Source organism: Mycolicibacterium lacusdiani, from assembly GCF_021916785.1.
Taxonomy (GTDB): domain Bacteria; phylum Actinomycetota; class Actinomycetes; order Mycobacteriales; family Mycobacteriaceae; genus Mycobacterium; species Mycobacterium lacusdiani.
The window spans coordinates 1-21,185 of the sequence record NZ_JAKCFC010000006.1 but is presented as its reverse complement, the minus strand read 5'-3'; the positions used below and the strand labels follow the sequence as shown (position 1 = coordinate 21,185).

20 protein-coding genes and 1 pseudogene are annotated in these 21,185 nt (G+C 69.3%); 10 read left to right on the top strand and 11 right to left on the bottom strand.

The window, feature by feature from the left end:
• Positions 1-45: 45 nt before the first annotated feature.
• Genes LOK44_RS18470 through nei2 form a run of 3 tightly spaced genes read left to right on the top strand, consistent with a single transcriptional unit; the run spans position 46 to position 2,287 of the window.
• Positions 46-537 (top strand): DUF2834 domain-containing protein, encoded by a 492-nt coding sequence (locus LOK44_RS18470; RefSeq protein ID WP_237571570.1) that lies wholly within the window; start codon positions 46-48, stop codon positions 535-537.
• Positions 538-554: 17 nt separating this feature from the next.
• Positions 555-1,517 carry an NAD(P)H-dependent flavin oxidoreductase gene (locus tag LOK44_RS18465; RefSeq protein ID WP_237571569.1) on the top strand — a complete coding sequence of 321 codons (963 nt, stop codon included), beginning with the start codon at positions 555-557 and terminating at the stop codon, positions 1,515-1,517.
• Positions 1,517-2,287, top strand: a complete 771-nt coding sequence (nei2, locus tag LOK44_RS18460; RefSeq protein WP_237571568.1) for an endonuclease VIII Nei2 — start codon at positions 1,517-1,519, stop codon at positions 2,285-2,287. Before LOK44_RS18465 ends, nei2 begins: the two co-directional genes overlap by 1 nt.
• 9 nt (positions 2,288-2,296) lie before the next feature.
• On the opposite strand, the gene LOK44_RS18455 is transcribed toward nei2, so the two are convergent.
• A complete protein-coding gene (locus tag LOK44_RS18455; RefSeq protein ID WP_237571829.1) occupies positions 2,297-3,424 on the bottom strand; it encodes a fatty acid desaturase family protein in 1,128 nt (375 codons plus the stop codon).
• Between the two features lie 44 nt (positions 3,425-3,468).
• Entirely contained in the window at positions 3,469-4,560 is a 1,092-nt protein-coding gene (locus LOK44_RS18450; RefSeq protein WP_237571567.1) for a ferredoxin reductase, read from the bottom strand.
• A 71-nt stretch (positions 4,561-4,631) separates the two neighbouring features.
• Between LOK44_RS18450 and LOK44_RS18445 the strand changes: the two genes are divergently transcribed.
• From LOK44_RS18445 to LOK44_RS18435, 3 genes are read left to right on the top strand one after another with little or no spacing between them, the layout of a single operon-like run.
• Complete coding sequence (locus LOK44_RS18445; protein WP_237571566.1) at positions 4,632-5,324, top strand: TetR family transcriptional regulator; 693 nt, start codon at positions 4,632-4,634, stop codon at positions 5,322-5,324.
• 9 nt (positions 5,325-5,333) lie between these two features.
• Entirely contained in the window at positions 5,334-6,119 is a 786-nt protein-coding gene (locus LOK44_RS18440) for an enoyl-CoA hydratase/isomerase family protein (protein ID WP_237571565.1), read from the top strand.
• Positions 6,116-7,207 carry a threonine aldolase family protein gene (locus LOK44_RS18435; RefSeq protein WP_237571564.1) on the top strand — a complete coding sequence of 364 codons (1,092 nt, stop codon included), beginning with the start codon at positions 6,116-6,118 and terminating at the stop codon, positions 7,205-7,207. The genes LOK44_RS18440 and LOK44_RS18435 overlap by 4 nt, the downstream gene beginning before the upstream one ends.
• Here LOK44_RS18435 and LOK44_RS18430 read toward each other — a convergent pair.
• Genes LOK44_RS18430 through LOK44_RS18410 form a run of 5 tightly spaced genes read right to left on the bottom strand, consistent with a single transcriptional unit; the run spans position 7,176 to position 12,407 of the window.
• Positions 7,176-7,946, bottom strand: a complete 771-nt coding sequence (locus LOK44_RS18430) for an SDR family NAD(P)-dependent oxidoreductase (protein ID WP_237571563.1) — start codon at positions 7,944-7,946, stop codon at positions 7,176-7,178. The genes LOK44_RS18435 and LOK44_RS18430 overlap by 32 nt on opposite strands.
• 12 nt (positions 7,947-7,958) lie before the next feature.
• Positions 7,959-8,279 (bottom strand): RNA-binding protein, encoded by a 321-nt coding sequence (locus LOK44_RS18425; RefSeq protein ID WP_237571562.1) that lies wholly within the window; start codon positions 8,277-8,279, stop codon positions 7,959-7,961.
• A 49-nt stretch (positions 8,280-8,328) separates the two neighbouring features.
• On the bottom strand, positions 8,329-9,174 hold the full coding sequence (locus tag LOK44_RS18420; protein WP_237571561.1) for a pseudouridine synthase: 846 nt from the start codon (positions 9,172-9,174) through the stop codon (positions 8,329-8,331).
• A gap of 11 nt (positions 9,175-9,185) precedes the next feature.
• Positions 9,186-10,931 carry a glycerol-3-phosphate dehydrogenase/oxidase gene (locus LOK44_RS18415; RefSeq protein ID WP_237571560.1) on the bottom strand — a complete coding sequence of 582 codons (1,746 nt, stop codon included), beginning with the start codon at positions 10,929-10,931 and terminating at the stop codon, positions 9,186-9,188.
• 60 nt (positions 10,932-10,991) lie between these two features.
• On the bottom strand, positions 10,992-12,407 hold the full coding sequence (locus LOK44_RS18410; protein ID WP_237571559.1) for an NAD(P)H-quinone dehydrogenase: 1,416 nt from the start codon (positions 12,405-12,407) through the stop codon (positions 10,992-10,994).
• Positions 12,408-12,496: 89 nt separating this feature from the next.
• On the opposite strand from LOK44_RS18410, the gene LOK44_RS18405 reads away from it, so the two are divergent.
• On the top strand, positions 12,497-12,970 hold the full coding sequence (locus LOK44_RS18405) for a gamma-glutamylcyclotransferase family protein (protein ID WP_237571558.1): 474 nt from the start codon (positions 12,497-12,499) through the stop codon (positions 12,968-12,970).
• 10 nt (positions 12,971-12,980) lie between these two features.
• Here the strand turns inward: LOK44_RS18405 and LOK44_RS18400 are convergent, their stop codons facing one another.
• Positions 12,981-14,144, bottom strand: a complete 1,164-nt coding sequence (locus LOK44_RS18400) for an amidohydrolase (RefSeq protein WP_237571557.1) — start codon at positions 14,142-14,144, stop codon at positions 12,981-12,983.
• A 2-nt stretch (positions 14,145-14,146) separates the two neighbouring features.
• Entirely contained in the window at positions 14,147-15,331 is a 1,185-nt protein-coding gene (locus tag LOK44_RS18395) for a M20 family metallopeptidase (protein WP_237571556.1), read from the bottom strand.
• A gap of 19 nt (positions 15,332-15,350) precedes the next feature.
• On the opposite strand from LOK44_RS18395, the gene LOK44_RS18390 reads away from it, so the two are divergent.
• Complete coding sequence (locus LOK44_RS18390) at positions 15,351-16,223, top strand: purine-nucleoside phosphorylase (RefSeq protein ID WP_372481267.1); 873 nt, start codon at positions 15,351-15,353, stop codon at positions 16,221-16,223.
• Here the strand turns inward: LOK44_RS18390 and LOK44_RS18385 are convergent.
• The gene (locus LOK44_RS18385; RefSeq protein WP_237571828.1) at positions 16,169-17,245 is read right to left on the bottom strand and encodes an AbrB family protein; all 1,077 of its coding nucleotides are present in this window, start codon (positions 17,243-17,245) and stop codon (positions 16,169-16,171) included. The two genes, LOK44_RS18390 and LOK44_RS18385, sit on opposite strands and share 55 nt — an antisense overlap.
• Before the next feature lie 88 nt (positions 17,246-17,333).
• On the opposite strand from LOK44_RS18385, the gene LOK44_RS18380 reads away from it, so the two are divergent.
• Positions 17,334-17,804 carry a MarR family winged helix-turn-helix transcriptional regulator gene (locus tag LOK44_RS18380; RefSeq protein ID WP_237571554.1) on the top strand — a complete coding sequence of 157 codons (471 nt, stop codon included), beginning with the start codon at positions 17,334-17,336 and terminating at the stop codon, positions 17,802-17,804.
• 13 nt (positions 17,805-17,817) lie between these two features.
• Positions 17,818-19,344: pseudogene (locus LOK44_RS18375) on the top strand (phospho-sugar mutase); the annotation flags it as partial.
• Here LOK44_RS18375 and LOK44_RS18370 read toward each other — a convergent pair.
• A complete protein-coding gene (locus LOK44_RS18370) occupies positions 19,345-21,039 on the bottom strand; it encodes an HNH endonuclease signature motif containing protein (protein ID WP_237571552.1) in 1,695 nt (564 codons plus the stop codon).
• Between the last annotated feature and the right edge of the window lie 146 nt (positions 21,040-21,185).

Here is a 21,185-nt window from a genome sequence, read left to right as displayed (position 1 = left end):
GTCAAAAATGACAAAACACTGGCCGGTCTACCCGATACTGGCCGCATGGTCTCCCTCATCGTCCACTTCGTTCTCGGCGTCGCCGTCATCGCCTGGATCGTCCGGGCCAATCCCCTGGTGTTCGCCAAGCCCGCGGGCGGTCCGGCCTTCTCCGCGATGGAGATCGTGCTGTACGTCGTCGGGGTGGCCTCGATCGCACTCGGCTACTACTTCAACCACCAGTTCGTCGCCCAGTACGCGGTCGAGGGCGGCAATCCCATCTGGGGACCCGGCAGTTGGCAGCAGTTCATCGTCCTGGGTTACGCGAACCCGGCCGCGGCGTCGGCGAGCCAGGACTACACCATCATCAACGTCATCCTGCTGCCGCTGTTCACCATCTGGGACGGCCACCGACGGGGGATCCGCCGGCCGTGGCTGTTCTTCGTGTCGAGCCTGTTCACCAGCTGCGCCTTCGCGTACGCGTTCTACTTCGCCGTCGTCGAGCGCCAGCACCGCCACCAGAAGGCCGGGCAGGGGCTGAGTTCCATCCCGGCCTGACTGCCTACAGTGCAGGCATGGGGCTGCACACCGCGCTGACGTCACTGCTGGGCATCGACCACCCGATCGTCTCGGCCCCGATGGGCGGTGTCGCCGGTGGTCGGCTGGCCGCGGCCGTGTCCGACGGCGGTGGCTTGGGCATGGTCGGCAGCGGCGGCCTCGACTGGCTCCAGCGCGAGTGCGCCCTGGCTCGGGCGGGTACCGAGAAGCCATGGGGTGTCGGGCTGTTGGCGTGGGCGATCGACGACGACGTGCTGCAGTGGGTCATCGACCAGCGGCCGTCGGCGATCATGCTGTCGTTCGGGGACCCCACGCCCTACGCCGACGCCGTGCGCGCCGCGGGGATCCCACTGTTCGTCCAGGTGACCACGCTGCCCGACGCGATCCACGCGCTCGAGGTCGGCGCGGACGTCGTCGTGGCCCAGGGCGCCGAGGCAGGCGGCCACGGCGAGGGCCGTGGCACTCTGCCGTTCGTCCCCGCAGTGGTGGATGCCGCCAGAACCACGCCAGTAGTCGCCGCGGGCGGCATCGCCGACGGCCGCGGACTGGCGGCGGCCCTGATGCTCGGCGCGGCAGGCGCGATGATCGGCACCCGATTCGAGGCGACGCCCGAGGCGCTGCTCGGCGACGGCGAACGGACCGCGATCACCGAGGCATCGGCTGCGGGCACCACTCGCGACAGGGTGCTCGACATCGTCGTCGACTCACCGTGGCCGCACCGCTTCACCGCGCGCACGCTGTGCAACCGCTTCACCGACGCGTGGCATGGCCACGAGGATGCGCTGCGCTTCGACGCCAGTGCCAAGGCCGAGTACCGCGACGGCGTCGAGCGCGGCGACCCCGACTACCTGCCGGTGTGGGCAGGCGAAGCGGTCGACCTCGTCACCGACGTGCACGGTGCGACCGACCTGGTCGAGCGCATCGCCGGCGAGGCTGCAAGCGTGATCGAGGCCGTGCACGCGAACCTGGGCGGGTCCTGATGCCCGAGGGCGACACCGTCTTCCGCGCCGCGGCCAAACTGCGCGAGGCGCTCGAAGGCAAGACGCTCACCCGGTGCGACGTGCGGGTGCCGAAGTTCGCGACCGTCGACCTCACCGGCTGCGTGGTCGACGAAGTGCTCAGCCGTGGCAAGCACCTGTTCATCCGGGCCGGTGACGCGAGCATCCACTCGCACCTCAAGATGGACGGCGCCTGGCTGATCGGCGGCCAGATCCGCCGGGTACCCGAGTACAAGGTGCGAATCCTTTTGGAGACTGCCGACTCCCGCGCGGCAGGCGTCGACCTCGGCGTGCTCGAGATACTCAAGCGTGCCGACGACATGGCGGTCGTCGACCACCTCGGCCCCGACCTGCTCGGCCCAGACTGGGAACCCCGGGTGGCCTCGACCAACCTGGCCGCCGATCCCGCACGGCCACTCGCCGAGGCGCTGCTGGACCAGCGGGTGATGGCAGGCGTCGGAAACGTCTACGCCAACGAACTGTGCTTCGTGATGGGGCGGCTGCCGACCACCCCGGTCGGTGATCTGAAGGACCCGCTGCGCGTCGTGCAGCGGGCGCGAGACATGCTGTGGCTGAACCGCTCACGAGTGAACCGCACCACGACCGGAGATACCCGACCCGGCCGTGATCTGTGGATCTACGGCCGGGTCGGGCGCCCGTGTCGACGCTGCGGGACGACGGTCCTGTCGGATCGGGCCGAGGTCACCGGCAGCGAGCGGATCTCGTTCTGGTGTCCGGTCTGCCAGACCTGACGGTCAGTCTCAGAAGGGCTTGCGCGCCAGCTTGAAGATCTTGTTCACGACGGTGGCGAACTGCTTGGGCAGCGGGCCCTTGTTGTAGGGCAGGCCGTACCGCTCGCAGATCTCCTGGACTTCTGGGGCCAGCTCGGCGTGCCGGTGCGCGGGGATGTCCGGGAACAGGTGGTGTTCGATCTGGAACGACAGGTTGCCGCTCATGATGTGAAACAGCCTGCCGCCGGTCAGGTTCGCCGAACCGAGCAGCTGCCGGAAGTACCACTGCCCGCGTGACTCGCTCTTGGTCTCCTCGATCGAGAACTCCTGCACGCCTTCGGGGAAGTGACCGCAGAAGATGATGGCGTAGGACCAGACGTTGCGAATCAGGTTGGCAGTTGCGTTGCCCGCGAACGTGAACGGCGCGAACGGGCCGGACAGCAGCGGGAACGCGACGTAGTCCTTCAAGGTCTGACGCTTGACCTTGTTCCAGATGCCCGCCGCGATCTCGCGCTTGTCGACGATCGAGATCTCGCCGGAGCGGATGCGCTCGGTCTCGAGTTCGTGCAGGGCCACGCCGTACTGGAAGAACACCATCAGCAGGAACGCGTAGATCGGGTTGCCGCGGTAGTAGGGCACCCACTTCTGGTCCTCGCTCATGCGCAGGATGCCGTAGCCCACGTCGCGGTCCATGCCGACGATGTTGGTGTAGGTGTGGTGCATGTAGTTGTGTGAGTGCCGCCACTGGTCACTCGGGCAGGCCGAGTCCCACTCGAAGTTGCGGCTTGCCAGCGCCGGGTCGCCGGTCCAGTCGTACTGGCCGTGCATGACGTTGTGGCCGATCTCCATGTTGTCGAGGATCTTCGACACGGCGAGCATCGCGGTACCCGCCAGCCACGCCGGCGGCAGCACGCCGGCCCACAGCAGTGCGCGGCCACCGGCCTCGAGGCCACGCTGGGCCTTGATGACGTTGCGGATGTAGGTGAGGTCGCGCTCGCCGAGGTCGGCGACGACCCGCTCGCGGATCGCGTCGAGTTCCTTGCCGAACGCCTCGACCTGCTCGGGCGTGAGGCTGATGGTCTGGCCGTTGACGGTCTTGCTGACGCCGCCCCTGCGGGTGACCTCGGGGGTGGTCTCGTCGGTGGTCCTGTCGAGCATGGCAGTCATGGCTGATCCTCTCTCGTACGGATGGATGGGATGGTCTAGAGCGCGACGTCGACGTCGCCGACGGGTGCGGTGACGCAGATCTGCACGTCTTCCTCGACGGACGTCGACACGGCACCGGTGATCAGGTTCTTCACCGCGCCGCTGGTCTTGCGACGGGTGCAGGTGTGGCAGATGCCCATTCGGCACCCGCTCTTCGGCGTCAGCCCGGCGGCCTCGGCCTGCTCGAGCAGCGAACGTCCGTCGTCGGTGACCTCGACGGCGCTCTCGGCGAACGTCACCCGCCCGCCGGAGGCCTCGGCCGGCACCTCGAAGACCGGTGGCACGAAGCTCTCCCACAGCGCGTCGGGGCGGAGTTCGCGGACGGCGTCCACCAGCGCGGGCGGTCCGCAGACGAACACTGCGTCCGCATCCGGCATCGCCGCCGCCAGGTGGTCGGCTCCGAATCGGCCCGTCACGTCGCCGGCATCGGCGGTGCGGGTGTAGCCGTGCACGACCCGCACCGAGGCGGGCAGCTCGGCCAGCTCGTCGCGGTAGCAGGCCTCCTCGGCGCTGCGGGCGTAGTGCAGGAAGGCGATCTGTGCCCCCTCCTGCTCGTGGTGCCCCTCGGCGACGAGCGTGCGCAGCATCGACAGCACCGGCGTGATGCCGCTGCCGCCCGAGACGAACAGGATCCGCTTCGGCCGGACGGCCGGGAGCACGAAGTCGCCGCCGCCCGCTTCCAGCCCGACGACCATGCCGGGGCGAGCGTTGCGGTAGAGGTGCTCGGACACGGTGCCGCCGTCGTGCACGCCCACCGTCAACTCGACGAGGCGGGTGTTCTCGGCGTTGGCCGGCGAGTAGCAGCGCATCTGGCGCCGGCCGTCGACCTCGACGGTGAGGTTCACGTGCTGGCCGGCCCTCAGGGGCTGCCCGCCAGTGAACACGTGATTCGGTTCCAGCGTCAGCGTGACGCTGCGCGGGGTGTCCCGGCGAACGGCGACGACCTTGGCGCGGGCGTCACCGAGGGTCCACGTCGGTTCGACCAGCTCGGTGAAACGGTCGACGCCATGGGGGCCGGTCAGGAGGTCTACCAGCGACGAGCGCAGCACTCGATCGCGGAGGCGCAGCTTCGGTGGTTGAGTGAACATGTGTATACCGTGCGCCTCATCGGTGCTGATCGTCAAGGGGTTTCCGCTGCTTGTGGTACGGTTCACAAACAGTGAACAGTCGTACTCCAAAGTCACACTCGTCCCGTTCGGCGCGGGACGGGACGTCGCGCGAGGAGCGCAAGGAAGCCACCCGCCGGGCCATCGTCGCGGCAGCGCTCCGCCTCCTCGAATCCCGCAGCTTCAGCGGTCTGAGCCTGCGCGAGGTCACCAGGGAGGCGGGCATCGTGCCCGCGGCGTTCTACCGTCACTTCGAATCGATGGAGGCGCTCGGTCTCGTCCTCATCGACGAGTCGTTCCGCGCCCTGCGCGACATGCTGCGTGGTGCCCGCGCAGGCAAGCTCGACCCCAACCGGGTCATCGAGTCGTCGGTGGACATCCTCATTGCGGGCGTCAACGAACGCCGCGAGCACTGGCGGTTCATCGGACGCGAACGCAACAGCGGCGTCACGGTGCTGCGGTACGCGATCCGCACCGAGATCCGGCTGATCACCTCCGAGCTGGCGATCGACCTTGCGCGCTTCCCAGGCCTGAACACCTGGAGCAGTGAAGACCTCAACATCCTCGCGACGCTGTTCGTCAACGCCATGATCTCCATCGCCGAGATCATCGACGACGCCAACGACAGCGCCGCCCTCGAGGAAGTCCGGCGCACCGCCGTCAAGCAGCTGCGCCTGATCGTCGTCGGCATCACGGGGTGGCGCAGCACCATCCCCCATAACAGCGACGGCCTGACTCGCGAATAGGGTCGCCTCATGGCGAACCTGCACGTGACCCGCCCCCGTCCCGACGTCGTCCTCATCACCCTCGACCGGCCCGACAAACTCAACGCGCTGAGCTACGGACTCGTCGAGGACCTGCACCGGACCCTCGACGACGTCAAGGCGGACAACCAATGTCGCGTCGTCGTCCTGACCGGCGCCGGACGCGGATTCTGCTCGGGCCTCGACCTCACCGAACCGTTCCCCGAGGAGGCCAAGGACGGGCTGGAGTTCCCGCGGTCGAGCATGCGGTGGCAGGAACGGATCGCCGAACTCACCACGAAGCTCGTCCACCTGCGCCAGCCGGTGATCGCCGCTGTCAACGGCCCAGCGTACGGCGGCGGCTTCGCCCTGGCCCTGGCGTCCGACATCCGCATCGCGTCCGCCGACGCCAGGTTCTGCACCCAATTCATCAAGCTCGGCCTCGGCGGCTGCGACATCGGCGTGAGCTACACGTTGCCGCGCATCGTCGGCGCCGGACAGGCGTTCGACCTCATCCTCACCGCCCGCACCGTCGACGCCGAGGAGGCCTTGCGCCTCGGTCTCGTCTCGCGCATCTCGGACGGCCCGGTACTCGACGATGCACTCGCCATCGCCGAGACCTTGTGCGGCTTCGGCAAATTCGGCGTGGAGTCCACCAAGCAGGTGCTGTGGGCGAACCTGGAGGCGCCGAGCCTCGAGGCAGCCCTGCAGGTGGAGAATCGCAGCCAGATCCTCGCGTCGACCAGCGGCGAACTGCGCGAGGCCGCAGCGGCGTTCGCCAATCGCAAGAAGGGTTGACCGACGTGCTCCACGACCCGGACTGGCGTGGTTTCGCCAGCGACAACTACGCGGGCGTCCACCCCGAGGTGCTCGGCGCGATCTCCGCGGCCAACGGCGGTCACCAGACCGCCTACGGCGGCGACGCGTACACCGCGCGCCTGCGCGAGGTCATGCAGCAGCACTTCGGCGAACGGACCGAAACGTTTCCGGTCTTCAACGGCACCGGGGCAAACGTCGTCGGGCTGACCAGCATGCTGCCCCGCTGGGGCGCGGTGATCACCGCGACCACCGCACACGTCAACACCGACGAGGCCGGCGCGCCCGAGCGGATGACGGGCATCAAGTTGCTCACCGTCCCGACGGACAACGGCAAGCTGGACCCGGCGGCGATCGCGACCGAGGCGTTCGGGTGGGGCGACGAGCATCGGGCGCAGCCGCTGGCGGTCAGCATCACCCAGACCACCGAACTGGGCACGCTGTACACGCCCGACGAGATCCGTGCCATCGCCGACTTCGCCCACGAGCACGGCATGGCGCTGCACATGGACGGTGCCCGGCTGTGGAATGCCGCTGCGGCACTTGACGTTCCGTTCCGCGCGTTCACCACCGACGCAGGCGTCGACGTCCTCAGTTTCGGCGGCACGAAGATCGGCGGCCTTGGTGCGGAGGCGGTGGTCGTGTTGGACCCCGCGCGCGCCGTCGGGCTGGTCTACCTACGCAAGCTGACGATGCAACTGGCGAGCAAGATGCGCTTCGTGTCCGCTCAACTGCTCGCGCTGTTCGACGACGACCTCGGCCTACGCAGCGCCGCCCACGCCAACGAGATGGCGGCCCGGCTTCGCGATGCGCTCGAGACGGGCGTCGGCGACGGCTCGATCCGCGGGCTGGCATTCACCCAACCCACGCAGGCCAACGCGATCTTCGCGACGCTCGACACCGTGGCCGCCGACCGCATCCGCGAGCAGGCCCGCTTCTACGACTGGAACCGTGCGCGCGGCGAGGTGCGCTGGATGTGCTCGTGGGACACCACGCAAGCCGACGTCGACCGCTTCGTCGACGTCATCCGTACCGAACTCAGCGCGGCGTCCCGCCGCCGTCCACGATGACGACGGTCCCCGTCATGTAGCTACCCGCATCCGAACAGAGAAGCAGTGCGGCACCGACCATCTCGTCGGGCGAAGCCAACCGCTTCATCAGCGTGCCGCCCACCATGTGGTCGATCGCCTGCTGCGGATTCTTGCGCATCATGTCGGTGTCGACCGGCCCGGGCGCGATGGCATTGACCCGGATCCCGTGGCCCGCCCACTCGGCCGCCATCGACCGCGTGAACGACATCATCGCCGCCTTGCCCGCCGCGTAGATGGACAGGCTCGGTGCGAAGTTGAACGCCCCGACCGACACCACGTTCAGCACCGCGGCACTCGCGCTCTGCTTCAGGTGCGGCAGCGCGGCCTGGGCGAGGAACACCGGCCCCCGGACGTTCACGTCGTTGGACTTGGCCCACGCCTCGACGGTCATCTCGCCCAGCGGTTGCGCCAACGCGTTGGCCGCGTTGTTCACCACGACGTCGAGACCCCCGTATTCGGCGACCGCGCCGTCGACCAGCGCCGCGAGACTGTCGACGTCCCCGGCGTGGGCGGGGATGCCGACGGCCTCGCCACCGAGCCCGCGCAGGTGTCCGGCCGCCTCCTCGCACGCGTCGGGTTTGCGGCTGGACACGACGACCCGTGCGCCTGCCAGGACGAATCCCTCCGCCAGCGCGAGGCCAATCCCCCTGGTGCCGCCGGTGACGAGGACGGTGCGGCCGGACATGTCGAAGAGCCGGTCGAACGACGAACGATCCATGCGCTCAGTAGATCAGATGCAACCGCTGACGCTGACCCGCCGCCCGACGCTGGCGCACACGTTCACGTTCGGCGCCGGTGGGATGTACACCGGCGGCGGAGGAGGCGGAGGCGGTGGAGGCGGTGGAGGCGCCGCACCGGGCGGCGGTGGCGGTGGCGGAGGCGGTGGCGGCGGCTGCAACGCGTCGTTCAGTTCGTACAGCGGATCCGAGCAACCGCTGACGTCGACGTGCCTGCCGCCGATCGACCCGCACACCGCGTCGGCGGTCGGCGCCTGCACGAGTCCCACCGCCGCAGCGGCGATTGCCCCCGCCAGTACCAGCTTCGTGATCATGAACTCATGGTGCGCCCATCGACGGAGCGCATAGTGCGGAACGACCAAATCAAAGCGTCCGCGCCGAGACGAACCGTCGGCGCTCCCCCGTGATCGGGTCGTCGAACGTCAACTCGTGGGCCAGCAGCTGAAGGGGTTTGGTGAAGTCGTCGACCGCCACCTCGATGACGTCGGGATAGAGCGGGTCATTGAGGATCGGCAAGCCGAGCGACGCCATGTGCACCCGCAGTTGATGCGTGCGCCCGGTGCGTGGTGTCAACCGGTAGCGGCCCTCACCGAGGTGCTCGATCAACGTCTCCGCGTTCGGTACGCCCGGCGCCTCGAAGGCCTGTAACCGGCTGCGCTCCTTCATGATCCGATTGCACAGCGTCAGCGGAAAGGTCAACGAGTCGCCCACGCGGGCGCGCGCCAGGTAGGTCTTGCCGATCTCGCCCCGGGCGAACATGGTCTGGTAGGCGCCGCGGACCTCACGCCGGGCCGTGAACAGCAGCACTCCGGCGGTCAGCCGGTCGAGCCGGTGCGCAGGGCTCAACTCGGGCAGACCCAGCGACCGCCGCAGCCGGACCAGCGCGGTCTGCGCGACGTGCGCACCCCGCGGCATCGTGGCCAGGAAGTGCGGCTTGTCCACGACGACGACGTCGTCGTCCCGGTGGAGGATCGGCATCTCGAACGGCACCTCGACCTCGTCGGGCAAGTCTCGGTAGAGGTAGACGTACGCGCCGGCGGGCAGCACCGTGGTGCCGTCGAGCGGCTCACCACTGACCGAGAAGACCTCACCAGCAACGACTTTGGCGCCGGAGGCGAACCGCCGCTCGAACTCGTCGACCAGTGACCCGCCCTGCACGCGCACCCGGGCCGGCCCCAGGCCGTCGCGCACGGGCAAGGGCGCCTTCATTTTTCCCCGGGTCACGACAGCGGCACGGGTTCCAGGATCTCGGCGCGTGCCTCGGGCGCCGCGGCCCGCAGCGCGTCGGCGGACTCGTCGTCGGGCTGGGTCTGCGACTGCACCTCGGCCTCGACGCGGGCCCGGTAGGTCTCGACCTCGCGGTCGATGTCCTCGGCACTCCAACCCAGCACGGGCGCAACGACTTCGGCGACCTCGCGTGCGCAGTCGACCCCGCGGTGCGGGTACTCGATCGAGATGCGCATCCTGCGGGCCATGATGTCCTCGAGGTGCAGCGCACCCTCGGCCATCGCCGCGTACCAGGCCTCCACCTTCAGGTACACCGGCGCCTCGGTGATCGGCGCCAGCAGGTCGGGCCTGCCGTCGGCCATGTCGAGCACCTCGCCGAGCAGCGAGCCGTACCGGTCGAGCAGATGCCGCACCCGGTAGGGATGCAGGCCGTAGTGCTTGCCGACGTGTTCGGTCTGATTGACCAGGGCGAAGTACCCGTCGGCGCCCATCAACGGCACCTTCTCGGTGATCGACGGCGCCACCCGCGTCGGCACGAACTCGGCCGCGGCGTCGATCGCGTCCTCCCCCATCACCCGGTAGGTGGTGTACTTGCCGCCCGCGATGGCGACCAGCCCCGGCGAGGGCACGGCGACGGCGTGCTCGCGCGACAGCTTCGACGTCTCCTCGCTCTCGCCGGCCAGCAGGGGCCGCAGCCCGGCGTAGACGCCGTCGATGTCGTCGTGGTTCAGCGGTGTCGCCAGCACGGTGTTCACCGTGCCGAGGATGTAGTCGATGTCGGCCTTGGTCGCGGCGGGGTGCGCAAGGTCGAGGTTCCAGTCGGTGTCGGTGGTGCCGATGATCCAGTGCGTGCCCCACGGGATCACGAACAGCACCGACTTCTCGGTGCGCAGGATGATCGCCACCTCGCTGACGATGCGGTCGCGCGGCACCACGATGTGCACGCCCTTCGACGCCCGCACCCGGAACCGGCCGCGCTGCCTCGACAGCGCCTGGATCTCGTCGGTCCACACGCCGGTCGCGTTCACGACGACGTGTCCGTGGACGTCGGCAACCCGGCCGTCCTCGGAGTCGCGGATCTTGACGCCGGTGACCCGGTCACCCTCCCGCAGCAGCGAGACGACCTGGGTGGAGTTGCGGACCACGGCGCCGTAGTGCGCGGCGGTGCGCGCGACGGTCATGGTGTGCCGCGCGTCGTCGACCACGGTGTCGTAGTAGCGGATGCCGCCGATGAGCGCGCTGCGCTTGAGCCCGGGCGCCAGCCGCAGCGCACCCGCCCGCAGCAGGTGCTTCTGCGGCGGCACCGACTTGGCGCCACCGAGCTGGTCGTAGAGGAAGATGCCGGCGGCCACGTACGGCCGCTCCCACAGGCGCTTGGTCAGGGGGAAGAGGAACGGCAGCGGCTTGACCAGATGGGGCGCCAGCGTCGTCAGCGACAGCTCGCGTTCGTGCAGCGCCTCGCGGACCAGACCGAACTCGAGTTGCTCGAGGTAGCGCAGCCCGCCGTGGAACATCTTCGACGACCGGCTCGACGTGCCAGAGGCGAAGTCACGGGCCTCGACGAGCGCGACCTTCAGACCGCGGGTGGCCGCGTCCAACGCGGCACCGGCCCCCACGACGCCACCGCCGATCACCACCACGTCGAACTGCTCGCTGCCGAGCCGCTCCCAGGCACTCGCGCGCTGCTCGGGGCCGAGCAGGGTCTGCCCGTTGCCCGGACCGGGTATCGGGGAACTCACGCCGGCACTCCTCAGGTAGTTACTCGTCGGTAGCGTTGCTGGGTCCGAGCGTAGCCGTGATCAGTCCAGATCGTCGTGCGCCATCAACCGGCGGGCCGTCTCGACCGTCGATCCGGACAGCGACGGATACACCGACAACGTCTGGGCCAGGTCCGTCACCGAGAGGTTGTTCTGCACGGCCAACGCGATGGGCAGGATCAGCTCCGACGCGATCGGCGCCACCACGACGCCGCCGATGACCACGCCGGTGGCCGGTCGGCAGAAGATCTTGACGAAGCCGCGCCGCAGCAGCGACATCTTGGCCCGCGCATTGGTCGTCAGCGGCAGCATCAGCGTGCGGGCAGGCACCTCACCGCTGTCGATCTTGGTCTGCGGGACGCCGACCGCCGCGATCTCTGGCCTGGTGAACACGGCTGCGGCCACCGTGCGCAGACGGATCGGGGACACGCCCTCGCCGAGCGCGTGATACATCGCGATGCGACCCTGCATGGCGGCGACCGACGCCAGCGGCAGCAGCCCCGTGCAGTCGCCAGCCGCGTAGATGCCGGCCGCCGTCGTCCGGGACACGCGGTCCACCGGCAGGTAGTTGCCGGGGCCGAGTTCGATTCCGACGCGGTCGAGACCCAGCCCGCTGGTGTTCGGCACCGAGCCGACCGTCATCAGGGCGTGGCTGCCGTCGACGATGCGACCGTCGGCCAGCGTCACCCGGACGCCGTCCCCGGTGCGGACCACCGAGTCCGCGCGGGCGTTCTTGACCAGCTTCACGCCGCGTTCGGCGAACGCCTCCTCGAGCACCGCAGCTGCGTCGGAGTCCTCGTGCGGCAGGATCTGGTCGCGGCTGGCGACCACGGTCACCTTCACGCCGAGTTCGGTGTAGGCACTGCAGAACTCCGCGCCCGTCACGCCCGACCCGACGATGACCAGATGGTCGGGCAGTTCGGTGAGGTCGTAGAGCTGGCGCCAGTTCAAGATGCGCTCGCCGTCGGGTTCGGCATTGCGCAGCACGCGGGGGCTGGCGCCGGTCGCGATCAGCACGACGTCGGCCTTCAGCACGCCGACCTTGCCGTCTCTCGTCGTCACCCGCACCCTGTGGTGCGCCATGCCTGGCACGTCGTCGACCAGTTCACCGCGGCCCTGCACCACGTTGACGCCCTCACGCAGCAGGTTCGAGCCGATGTCGGCCGACTGCGACCTGGCGAGCGTCTTGACCCGGTTGTGGATCTGCTCGAGCGAGATCTTGGCGTCGTCGATCGCGATGTCGAAGCCCAGGCCGTTGGCGCGGCGGAGTTCGGTGCGCACGCCGGTCGAGGCGATGAACGTCTTGGACGGGACGCAGTCCCAGAGCACGCACGCGCCTCCGATGCCGTCGGAATCGACGACGGTGACCTGTGCGACGTCCGATCCACGGCCCGCCGCGACGAGCGCGGCTTCGTAGCCGGCGGGACCGCCGCCGATGATCACGATGCGGGTAGCCACGGTGACCATCTAACCCGGTGTGACCGACGCCCGCTCACCGATCGGCCACTCGGGCATGTCGATGGGCCGTTACCCCTTAGGCTTCCTCCGTGCCGATCTATGCCGCCTACGGATCGAACATGCATCCGGAGCAGATGCTGCAGCGTGCCCCGCATTCGCCGATGGCGGGAACGGGCTGGTTGCACGGGTGGCGGCTGACGTTCGGCGGCGCCGACATCGGCTGGGAGGGCGCGCTGGCAACCCTCGTCGAGGATCCCGACTCGAAGGTCTTCGTCGTGCTCTACGACATGACCAAGGAGGACGAGGAGACCCTCGACCGCTGGGAGGGCTCCGAGCTGGGGTTCCACAAGAAGATTCGCTGCCGCGTGCATCGCGAGACCTCCGACACCGACACCGACCCCGTGCTGGCGTGGCTCTACGTCGTCGACGCGTGGGAGGGCGGCATCCCGTCGGCCCGCTACCTCGGCGTGATGGCCGAGGCCGCGGAGATCGCGGGCGCACCGCCCGAGTACGTGCACGATCTGCGCACCAGGCCGTCGAGCAACGTCGGCCCCGGCACCTAGATTTGCGCGGTCAGATCAGCGCGCTCTGCTCGACGATGTTGACCAGCACGCGCACGCCTACGGCCAGCGCGCGCTCGTCGAGGTCGAACGTCGGCTGGTGCAGATCGAGCTGCGGGCCGTGGCCCGACCACACGCCGAGCCTGGCCATCGCGCCCGGCACTTCTTCGAGGTACCAGGAGAAGTCCTCGCCGCCGCCCGACTGCCGGGTGTCGGCCAGCGCATCGATGCCGATGGCCTCGATCGCGTGGGTCATGATGCGCGTCGAGATCTCCTCGTTGACCACCGGCGGCACGCCGCGGCGGTAGTGCACGGCGTAGTCGACCTGCAGCGGCGCCAGCAGTGACGACACGATCTCGCCGACGAGGTCCTCCATGACGACCCACGCCTCGCGGCTCGCGGTGCGGATGGTGCCCGCGATTGAGCCGGACTGCGGAATCGCGTTGGCGGCCACCCCGGCGTTCACAGCGCCCCACACCATCACGGTGCTGTGCCGCGGGTCGACCCGACGAGACAGGACGCCGGGAACGCCGGTGATCAGCGTGCCAAGGGCGTAGACCAGGTCACCGGTCAGGTGCGGGCGCGAGGTATGCCCGCCGGGCGACTGCAGCGTGATCTCGATCTGGTCGGCCGCCGAGGTGATGGGGCCGGGCGTGGTGGCGATCTTGCCGACCGCCAGCCTCGGATCGCAGTGCAGCGCGAAGATCCGCGTCACCCCGCTGAGCGCACCTGCCGCGATCGCGTCGATGGCGCCGCCGGGCATCAGTTCCTCGGCGGGCTGGAAGATCAGCCGCACGCCGATCGGCAGCTCGGGCACCGACGCGAGCGCCAGGGCCGCACCCAGCAGCACCGACGTGTGGCCGTCGTGGCCGCAGGCATGCGCCGCGCCGGGCACCAGCGACGAGTACGGCGCCCCGGTGCGTTCGGTCATCGGCAGCGCGTCCATGTCGGCGCGCAGCGCGACCCGCGGGCCGTGTTCGGGACCGAAGTCACACGTCAGCCCCGTGCCGCCGGGCAGCACCTTGGGGTTGAGGCCTGCGTCGGCGAGCCTGGACGCGACGAACTGCGTCGTCGCGAACTCCTGCCTGCCCAGTTCGGGGTGCTGGTGGATGTGCCGACGCCACGCGACCAGGTCGTCGGCGTGCGCGGCCAGCCAGGCATCGGTGTAGGACTGCATGTTCACGAGGCGACCCGCCGCTGCTGTCGAGCGAGCACGCGCTCGCGTTCGGTCGACGACTCGGCGAGGCGGACCACGGTGCGGGCCAACATGATCGCGCCCTCGATGACGGCGTCGTCGGCACTGGGGCCCGCGGCCGCCGTCGCGAAACCGGGCTGATGGACGGACGCTCCGCCCGCGTCGATGCCCACGATGGGGTGGATGCCGGGAAGCAGTTGCGTGACGTTGCCCATGTCGGTGCTGCCCAGCGGGAGCGCGGCCTCGACGTCGGCGCCGACGGGTGAACGGCCCACCCGCACCATCTCGTCGCGGAACACCTCCGCGAGCCACTGGTCGGGTGCGAGTTCGTGATAGGCGGGTTCGGTCGGCTCGACGCGGTGTTCGCACCCGGTGGCGATCGCCCCGGCCAGGAAGCAGTCCGACATCCGGGCCTCGAGTTCGCGCAGCGACGCGGCGTCGTTGGCCCGCATCGTGTACGCCATCTCGGCGTGCCCGGGGATGACGTTGGTGGCCTGGCCGCCGTTGGTGACGATGCCGTGGGCCATCTGCCCCGGCGCCATCTGCTGCCGCAGCAGGCCGATCGCGACCTGTGCCACCGTGATCGCATCGGCGGCGTTCAGGCCGAGGAAGGGAGCGACGGCGGCGTGCGCCTCGCGACCGAGGTAGGTGACGGCGACCTGCGACAGCGCGAGCGACCGGGCGCGGGCGATGTCGAGTGGACCCGGGTGCAGCATCACGGCCGCGGCGACGTCGTCGAACAGCCCGGCCTCGAGCATCAGCACCTTGCCGCCGCCTGCCTCTTCGGCGGGCGTACCGAACAGGACGACCGTCAGATCGAGTTCGTCGGCGACGTCGGCGAGCGCGAGTGCCGTGCCAACCGCCGAGGCCGCGATGACGTTGTGCCCGCAGGCATGGCCGATCTCGGGGAGCGCGTCGTACTCGGCACACACGCCGATGACCAGCGAGCCGCTGCCGAAGTCGGCGCGGAAGGCGGTGTCCAGTCCGGCGACTGCTTTGGTGACCTCGAATCCGCGCTCGGCGACCAGAGTTTGGGTCTTCGCACAGCTGCGGAACTCGGCGAACGCGAGTTCCGGCTCGGCGTGGATGCTGTGCGACAGCTCGATCAGGTCGCCGCGGCGGCGCCGGACGGCGTCCTCCACGGTGGTCGACGCGCTGGCAGTGGGCATTGAGGCAGTATCTCACCGCTTGCCCGACGCCCGCGTTCGCGGCGGTACCCGGCCCCTTCCGCACGTACGCTGCCTCACTGTGACCGGTGCGAACGATGTCCAGTCCCCTCGGGAATCAGCCGATGCGGCAGCCGCTGCCATTCGCCAGGCCACCGGCATCGATCGGTTCGACGTGGCTGTCGTGCTGGGCTCGGGATGGGCGCCCGCGGCCGACGGCCTCGGCGAGCCGCGCGCCGTCGTCCCGATGGCCGACCTGCCGGGCTTCACCCCGCCGACGGCGGCCGGTCACGGCGGGCGGGTCGTGGCGCTGAGCGTCGGTGACAAGCAGGTGCTGGTGCTGCTGGGCCGGATCCACGCCTACGAGGGGCACGATCTGCGGCACGTGGTGCACCCGGTGCGCACGGCCTGCGCGGCCGGCGCCGCGACCGTGGTGCTGACGAACGCGGCAGGCGGGTTGCGCGAGGACTTCTCGGTGGGACAGCCGGTGCTGATCAGCGATCACCTGAACCTCACGGCCAGGTCGCCGCTGATCGGTGCCGAGTTCGTCGACCTCGTCGACGCGTATTCGCCGCGGTTGCGGGCGCTGGCCCGGACCGTGGACCCGTCGCTGAGCGAGGGCGTCTATGCGGGTCTGCCGGGGCCGCACTACGAGACGCCTGCCGAGATCCGCATGCTGCGGGTGTTGGGAGCCGACTTGGTCGGCATGTCGACGGTGCACGAGACGATCGCCGCGCGCGCTGCGGGCGCCGAGGTGCTCGGGCTGTCGATGGTGACGAACCTGGCCGCGGGGATGACGGGCCAGCCGCTGTCGCACGCCGAGGTGCTGGAGGCCGGCCGTCAGTCGGCGACGCAGATGGGTTCCCTGCTCGGCGAGGTGCTGGCCCGCTTGTAGGCGTACTTGACGAAGCCGCGTGCCATCAGCGGAGCGGCGAACAGCATGAGCAGTACCCGGACGACCTGCGCGGCGACGATGAACGTCACGTTGGACCCGGTCTCGACCGCGGTGGCCAGCACGGCGTAGATGCCGCCGGGACTCGTCGACAGATAGCCCTCGAGCGGGCTGATGCCGGTGAACCGGGCGAGCAGCACGCCGAGGCCCGCGCAGGCCACGTTGAGGAAGACGATGAGCGCGAGCGCCGCAGGCAGCGCACGACCGATGGACTTGATCGACGCGCGGGTGAACGCAACCCCGGCCTGCCACCCGATCACGGCGTAACCGATCTGCACCAGGGCCAGCGGTACGGCCAGACCGAACGACGTGCCGGTCAACTCCAGGGCGATCGTGATGGCCATCGGGCCGAGTAGTCCGGCGCCGGGGAGCCGAACCAACCGGCCGACCGTCGCGCCGACCAGAACGATCACGACGAGCATGCCGACGCTGAGATACCAGGGCAGCGTGGCGCTTTCGACCGGAACGCGCGTCTGGCCGGTCCTCTCGGCGTGGTAGACGAGCGTGACGACGATGGGCATCGAAGCCGTGATGAGCGCGACGCGCAGGTACTGCACGACGGCGACCACCCGGTCGTCACCACCGAGTTCCCGTGCGATCGCGACCAGGCCCGACGCGCCGCCTGCGACGAGGGCGAGGGCGCCGGTGAGCGGGGTGACGTCGCGGTGCAGGCCGAGCAGTGCGCCCGCCGCGAGGCTCAGGCCCAGGGTGGCGAGTGCGAGCCCTACCACGATGCCCCAGTCGGAGCCAAGGGCGTCGAGTGCGTCGCGGTGGACCATCGTCCCGATGTAGACGCCGAGGACACCCTGTGCCGCGATGCCCGCCTTGCGCGGTACGCCCGAGGGTGCGAGCGACGTCAGTGCCAGGGCGATGCCGACGAGAAGCGCGGCGAAGAGAGCCGCGGACGGAACCCCGAGCAGCGTGAGCGGCACGGTCACCGCCACCGTGGCCACCACCAACAACATCCAACGCTTCACGAAGCCAAGTATGCGCTTGTGAATTCAAGATCTCAAACTGGCATTCATCACGACAATGCCAAGGTATAACTTGGTAATGCGATCTACTGCTTCATCGCCCGGGAAGGCTCCATCCCCCGAGAAAGCCAACGCCACCGAGCTGCGCGAGTCGATCATGGCGCTGACCCGCCAGCTGCGCAGACACCGTTCCGACAACGGGCTGACCCTCAGTCAGCAGCAGATCCTCGGCGAGGTGAGCCGGGCCGGCGTCACCACGCCCGCCGAACTGGCTATGCGCATGCACGTGCGGGTGCAGTCGCTGACTGACGGCATCAATCACCTCGAGGGGCGAGCGCTGGTGGCCCGGCGAACCGATGCCGAGGACCGCAGGCGCCAGCTGATCGAGATCACGCCCGACGGCATGGCACTCCTGGAGACCGACCGGGCCGAGCGCGACGAATGGCTGCACTCGGCGATGCGGGACACGTTGACCGATCTCGAGTTCGATCTGTTGATGCTGGTGGCACCCGTGCTGCGCAAGCTCGCCGACGGCGAGACCGCACAATGAACCCATGACTGAGCAGCCACTGGCATTCGGCACCGCGGGCCTGCGGGGGCCGATGCGCGAGGGTCCCGGGGGCATGAACGTCGGGACCGTCACACGGGCCACGTGGGCGCTGGCGAAGGTGCTCAAGGACCGATGCCTGGGCGGGTCGATGGTGGTGGTGGGTCGGGATTCGCGTCACCAGTCGGACGACTTCGCCATTGCGACGGCAGAAGTGCTTGCGGCCGGCGGATTCTCGGTGATGCTGCTGCCGGATCCGGTGCCGACGCCGGTGGTGGCGTTCGCGGTGCGCTCTCTTGACGCCGTGGCGGGTGTGCAGATCACCGCATCGCACAACCCGCCTGCGGATAACGGCTACAAGCTGTTCGGCGACGGCGGCATGCAGATCATCAGCCCGACCGACCGCGAGGTCGAAGCCGCCATGGCGATCGCGCCCGCCGAGCCCGAACGCGTCGAGGTGTTCCCCGTCGGCACTGAGTTGATCCACGAGTACGTCCATCGCGCGGCGACGGTGCGGCGTGGCACGGGCGACGTCCGCGTGGCCTTGACGGCGATGCACGGTGTCGGTGGCGAGGTGGCGCTGCAGGTCCTGCGCGAGGCCGGGATCACCGACGTGCACGTGGTCGACGAGCAGTTCGCGCCCGACCCGGACTTCCCCACCGTCGCCTTCCCCAATCCGGAGGAACCCGGCGCTGCCGATCTGCTGCTCGCGCTGGCCGCCGACGTGGATGCCGACGTCGCGATCGCGTTGGACCCGGATGCCGATCGGTGCGCCGTCGGCATTCCGACGGCCGATGGGTGGCGCATGCTGTCCGGTGACGAGACAGGTTGGCTGCTTGGCGATTACGTCTTGTCTCGCGTCGACTCGGATGAGGCGGCTCGCTGCGTGGTCGCCAGCACGGTGGTGTCGTCGCGCATGCTCGCGTCGATCGCCGCGGCATACGGGGCCGAGCACGTGGAGACGTTGACGGGCTTCAAGTGGTTGGCGCGTGCTGATGCCGACCTGCCCGGCAAGACGCTCGTCTACGCCTACGAGGAGGCCATCGGACACTGCGTCGATCCGTCGGCGGTGCGCGACAAGGACGGCATCAGCGCGGCGGTGCTGGTGTGCGATCTGGTGGCGACGCTTCGCGAGGAGGGCCGCACCGTGCCGGAGGCGCTGGACACCCTGTTCGGCCGGCATGGCGTGCACGCGACGGGGGCAGTGTCGCGCCGCTTCCCCGACGTCGATGCGGCGCGCTCGGCGATGGCCGGTCTGCGGAAGTCGCCGCCGCGCGAGCTGGCGGGTTTCGCGGTGACCGTCGAGGACCTCTCGACACGGCGCGGGCAGCAGAAGACCGATGCGGTGATCCTGTCGGGCGGCGACGATGCGACGTCGGTCCGGGTGGTCGCCCGGCCTTCTGGAACAGAACCAAAACTGAAGTGCTACATCGAGGTTCGCTTGGCGCGTGCGGACGACGGCTGCGCGGCTGACGTTGAGGCCGCTCGGGCCGGCGCAGCACGACTGCTCGCGCGACTCACTGACGAGGTCTCGCGCTGGTGATTACCAAGGCGGGCCACCTTCCCGTAGTCGGGCCTCTTCTTGGTTGAGTCGGCGGTCGGTGATGCGTTGCGCGCGGTCTTGGGCGCGGGTGCGTTGGCGTCGGGGCATGGTGAGGCCCTGGTTGCGTTGCGCGCGTGCTCGTTCGGCTTCGTCAGCGGTGATCGTCACTGGCGCGGTGGGCACGCAGAGGCTGGGAAAGAGCAGCTTGCTGCCCGGCTCGGTGATGTAGGTCTTGCCGCGTGGTGAGGTCCAGACGATCGTCCCATCGGGGAGCTGTCGGTCCCGCCAACCGTTGGGCCCGCCCCAAAAGGTTTTCAAGAGGTGATGTCGACGGCATAGGCATTTGAGATTCGAGGCGCAGGTCGGCCCGATCGGCCACGCGATGGTGTGGTCGATGTCGGTGTGGTCCGCAGGTTCGCTGCAGCCCGGGAACCGGCACGTGAGGTCTCGACAGCGCACGAAGTCGGCAAGCTTGCGCGATGGGGCGTAGCGCGGTTCGGGTGGACTGTCGCCGGGGTGGCAGAGCTTGCAGGTCTTCGCGGTGCGCGCGAACCGGCGCGCGAGGGCTCCGGGGAGGAACGGGCCGCCGATGATGGCGCCGGGGCGAGTGGCGGGGGCTTCGCGGTTGTTGTGAGCCGTTGCTTTACCCGAGCGCGGTGTGTCATCCGCTGCGTCGTCGCCGGCATCGCAGCCGGCGGGGGCACAGTCGGCGGCCCCGTCAAGGTCGGTCCTCAACTCGAGTCGTTCCGACACGTCGGCGTCGACGTCGGCGCCGGCTTCGTCCCCGGCGTTGCCGCCCAACTCATCCCACGTCGTGATCTCGGACAGGGGTTTGTCGAACAGCGGCTCTGGGTCGCCGTCAAGTGCGGCGTCCTGAGCCTTCGCGGCATCGGACGCGTCGTCGAGGGTGTCCTCGTTGACCACCACGTAGACCACCGCATCGCCCTTGGCAGGCGTGGTGGGCCCGGGGCAGTCCTCGCTGCCACAAAGGCACGGCAGGTAGTCCAAGCCGTGAAGAACGGAGTGGATCGAGTCGGCGCGGCGCTGCTCGACCGTCCGCGGATCGCCCGGGCAGACCGTCCTAGCCAAGAGGTTCAGGCGCTTCTCGACGGCCTTCCCATGGGTGGCGAACAGCGTGCCGAACATCGTCGCCATGCCCGAACCGTCGTAGTCGAACTGAACGTTGCGGCCCTTGCCGCTGAGCTTCGTGCGATACACACCGTGCGGGTCGTGCTCGGCGACGATCGCGTCGATGGCGGTGTTCAGCTTCTCCTCCGACAGCGGCGCCCACTCGGTCAGCACGTCGGCGAACGCCTTGTCGATTGCGCGCTGCGCGTCGCGATCTCGCACCAGCGCAGTGCGGGTCGTGATCGCCGACACCACGCGGAAGGACACCAGCCCGTCGGCGAACAACGCCGCCACGTGAGGCAGCCGATCGCGCAGCGCGGTCGCGATCAACAACTGATGCGACGCCGCCCCCGGAGTGATGTTCTGCTCGGCCCCAATCTCCGCGGCCACGGCACCCCAGTTGTCCAGGTACCACTGCTCCCGATCAGCTGACCCGTCCGCGGCGTAGGCCTGGTCCAAGAGAACGACCATCGCCGCGAGCCGGCGCGCCGTAACCGCGGCCTCCACACGGGCCCACCCCGCGACCGTGCGAGAGGTCTGAGCCTCAGTGGCCAACTGTTCGAACATACTTGCGAATCTACTACCTTGCACTGACTCAGACTTCTTGTCACGGTCGCCGAGTGAAGATTGGTGACATGTCGGAAGGAGTGTCAGATGACCAGGTCGCGGCGGTCGAAGATATCGGCTGAAGACAAGGTTCGGTATGTGTTGGC

Bases quoted from the DNA above. Each gene is read 5' to 3' on its own strand.
- LOK44_RS18470 (WP_237571570.1), top strand. From the start codon at position 46: ATGGTCTCCCTCATCGTCCACTTCGTTCTCGGCGTCGCCGTCATCGCC.
- LOK44_RS18465 (WP_237571569.1), top strand. From the start codon at position 555: ATGGGGCTGCACACCGCGCTGACGTCACTGCTGGGCATCGACCACCCG.
- nei2 (WP_237571568.1), top strand. From the start codon at position 1,517: ATGCCCGAGGGCGACACCGTCTTCCGCGCCGCGGCCAAACTGCGCGAG.
- LOK44_RS18455 (WP_237571829.1), bottom strand. From the start codon at position 3,424: ATGCTCGACAGGACCACCGACGAGACCACCCCCGAGGTCACCCGCAGG.
- LOK44_RS18450 (WP_237571567.1), bottom strand. From the start codon at position 4,560: ATGTTCACTCAACCACCGAAGCTGCGCCTCCGCGATCGAGTGCTGCGC.
- LOK44_RS18440 (WP_237571565.1), top strand. From the start codon at position 5,334: ATGGCGAACCTGCACGTGACCCGCCCCCGTCCCGACGTCGTCCTCATC.
- LOK44_RS18430 (WP_237571563.1), bottom strand. From the start codon at position 7,946: ATGGATCGTTCGTCGTTCGACCGGCTCTTCGACATGTCCGGCCGCACC.
- LOK44_RS18425 (WP_237571562.1), bottom strand. From the start codon at position 8,279: ATGATCACGAAGCTGGTACTGGCGGGGGCAATCGCCGCTGCGGCGGTG.
- LOK44_RS18420 (WP_237571561.1), bottom strand. From the start codon at position 9,174: ATGAAGGCGCCCTTGCCCGTGCGCGACGGCCTGGGGCCGGCCCGGGTG.
- LOK44_RS18400 (WP_237571557.1), bottom strand. From the start codon at position 14,144: ATGCAGTCCTACACCGATGCCTGGCTGGCCGCGCACGCCGACGACCTG.
- LOK44_RS18395 (WP_237571556.1), bottom strand. From the start codon at position 15,331: ATGCCCACTGCCAGCGCGTCGACCACCGTGGAGGACGCCGTCCGGCGC.
- LOK44_RS18385 (WP_237571828.1), bottom strand. From the start codon at position 17,245: ATGTTGTTGGTGGTGGCCACGGTGGCGGTGACCGTGCCGCTCACGCTG.
- LOK44_RS18380 (WP_237571554.1), top strand. From the start codon at position 17,334: ATGCGATCTACTGCTTCATCGCCCGGGAAGGCTCCATCCCCCGAGAAA.
- LOK44_RS18370 (WP_237571552.1), bottom strand. From the start codon at position 21,039: ATGTTCGAACAGTTGGCCACTGAGGCTCAGACCTCTCGCACGGTCGCG.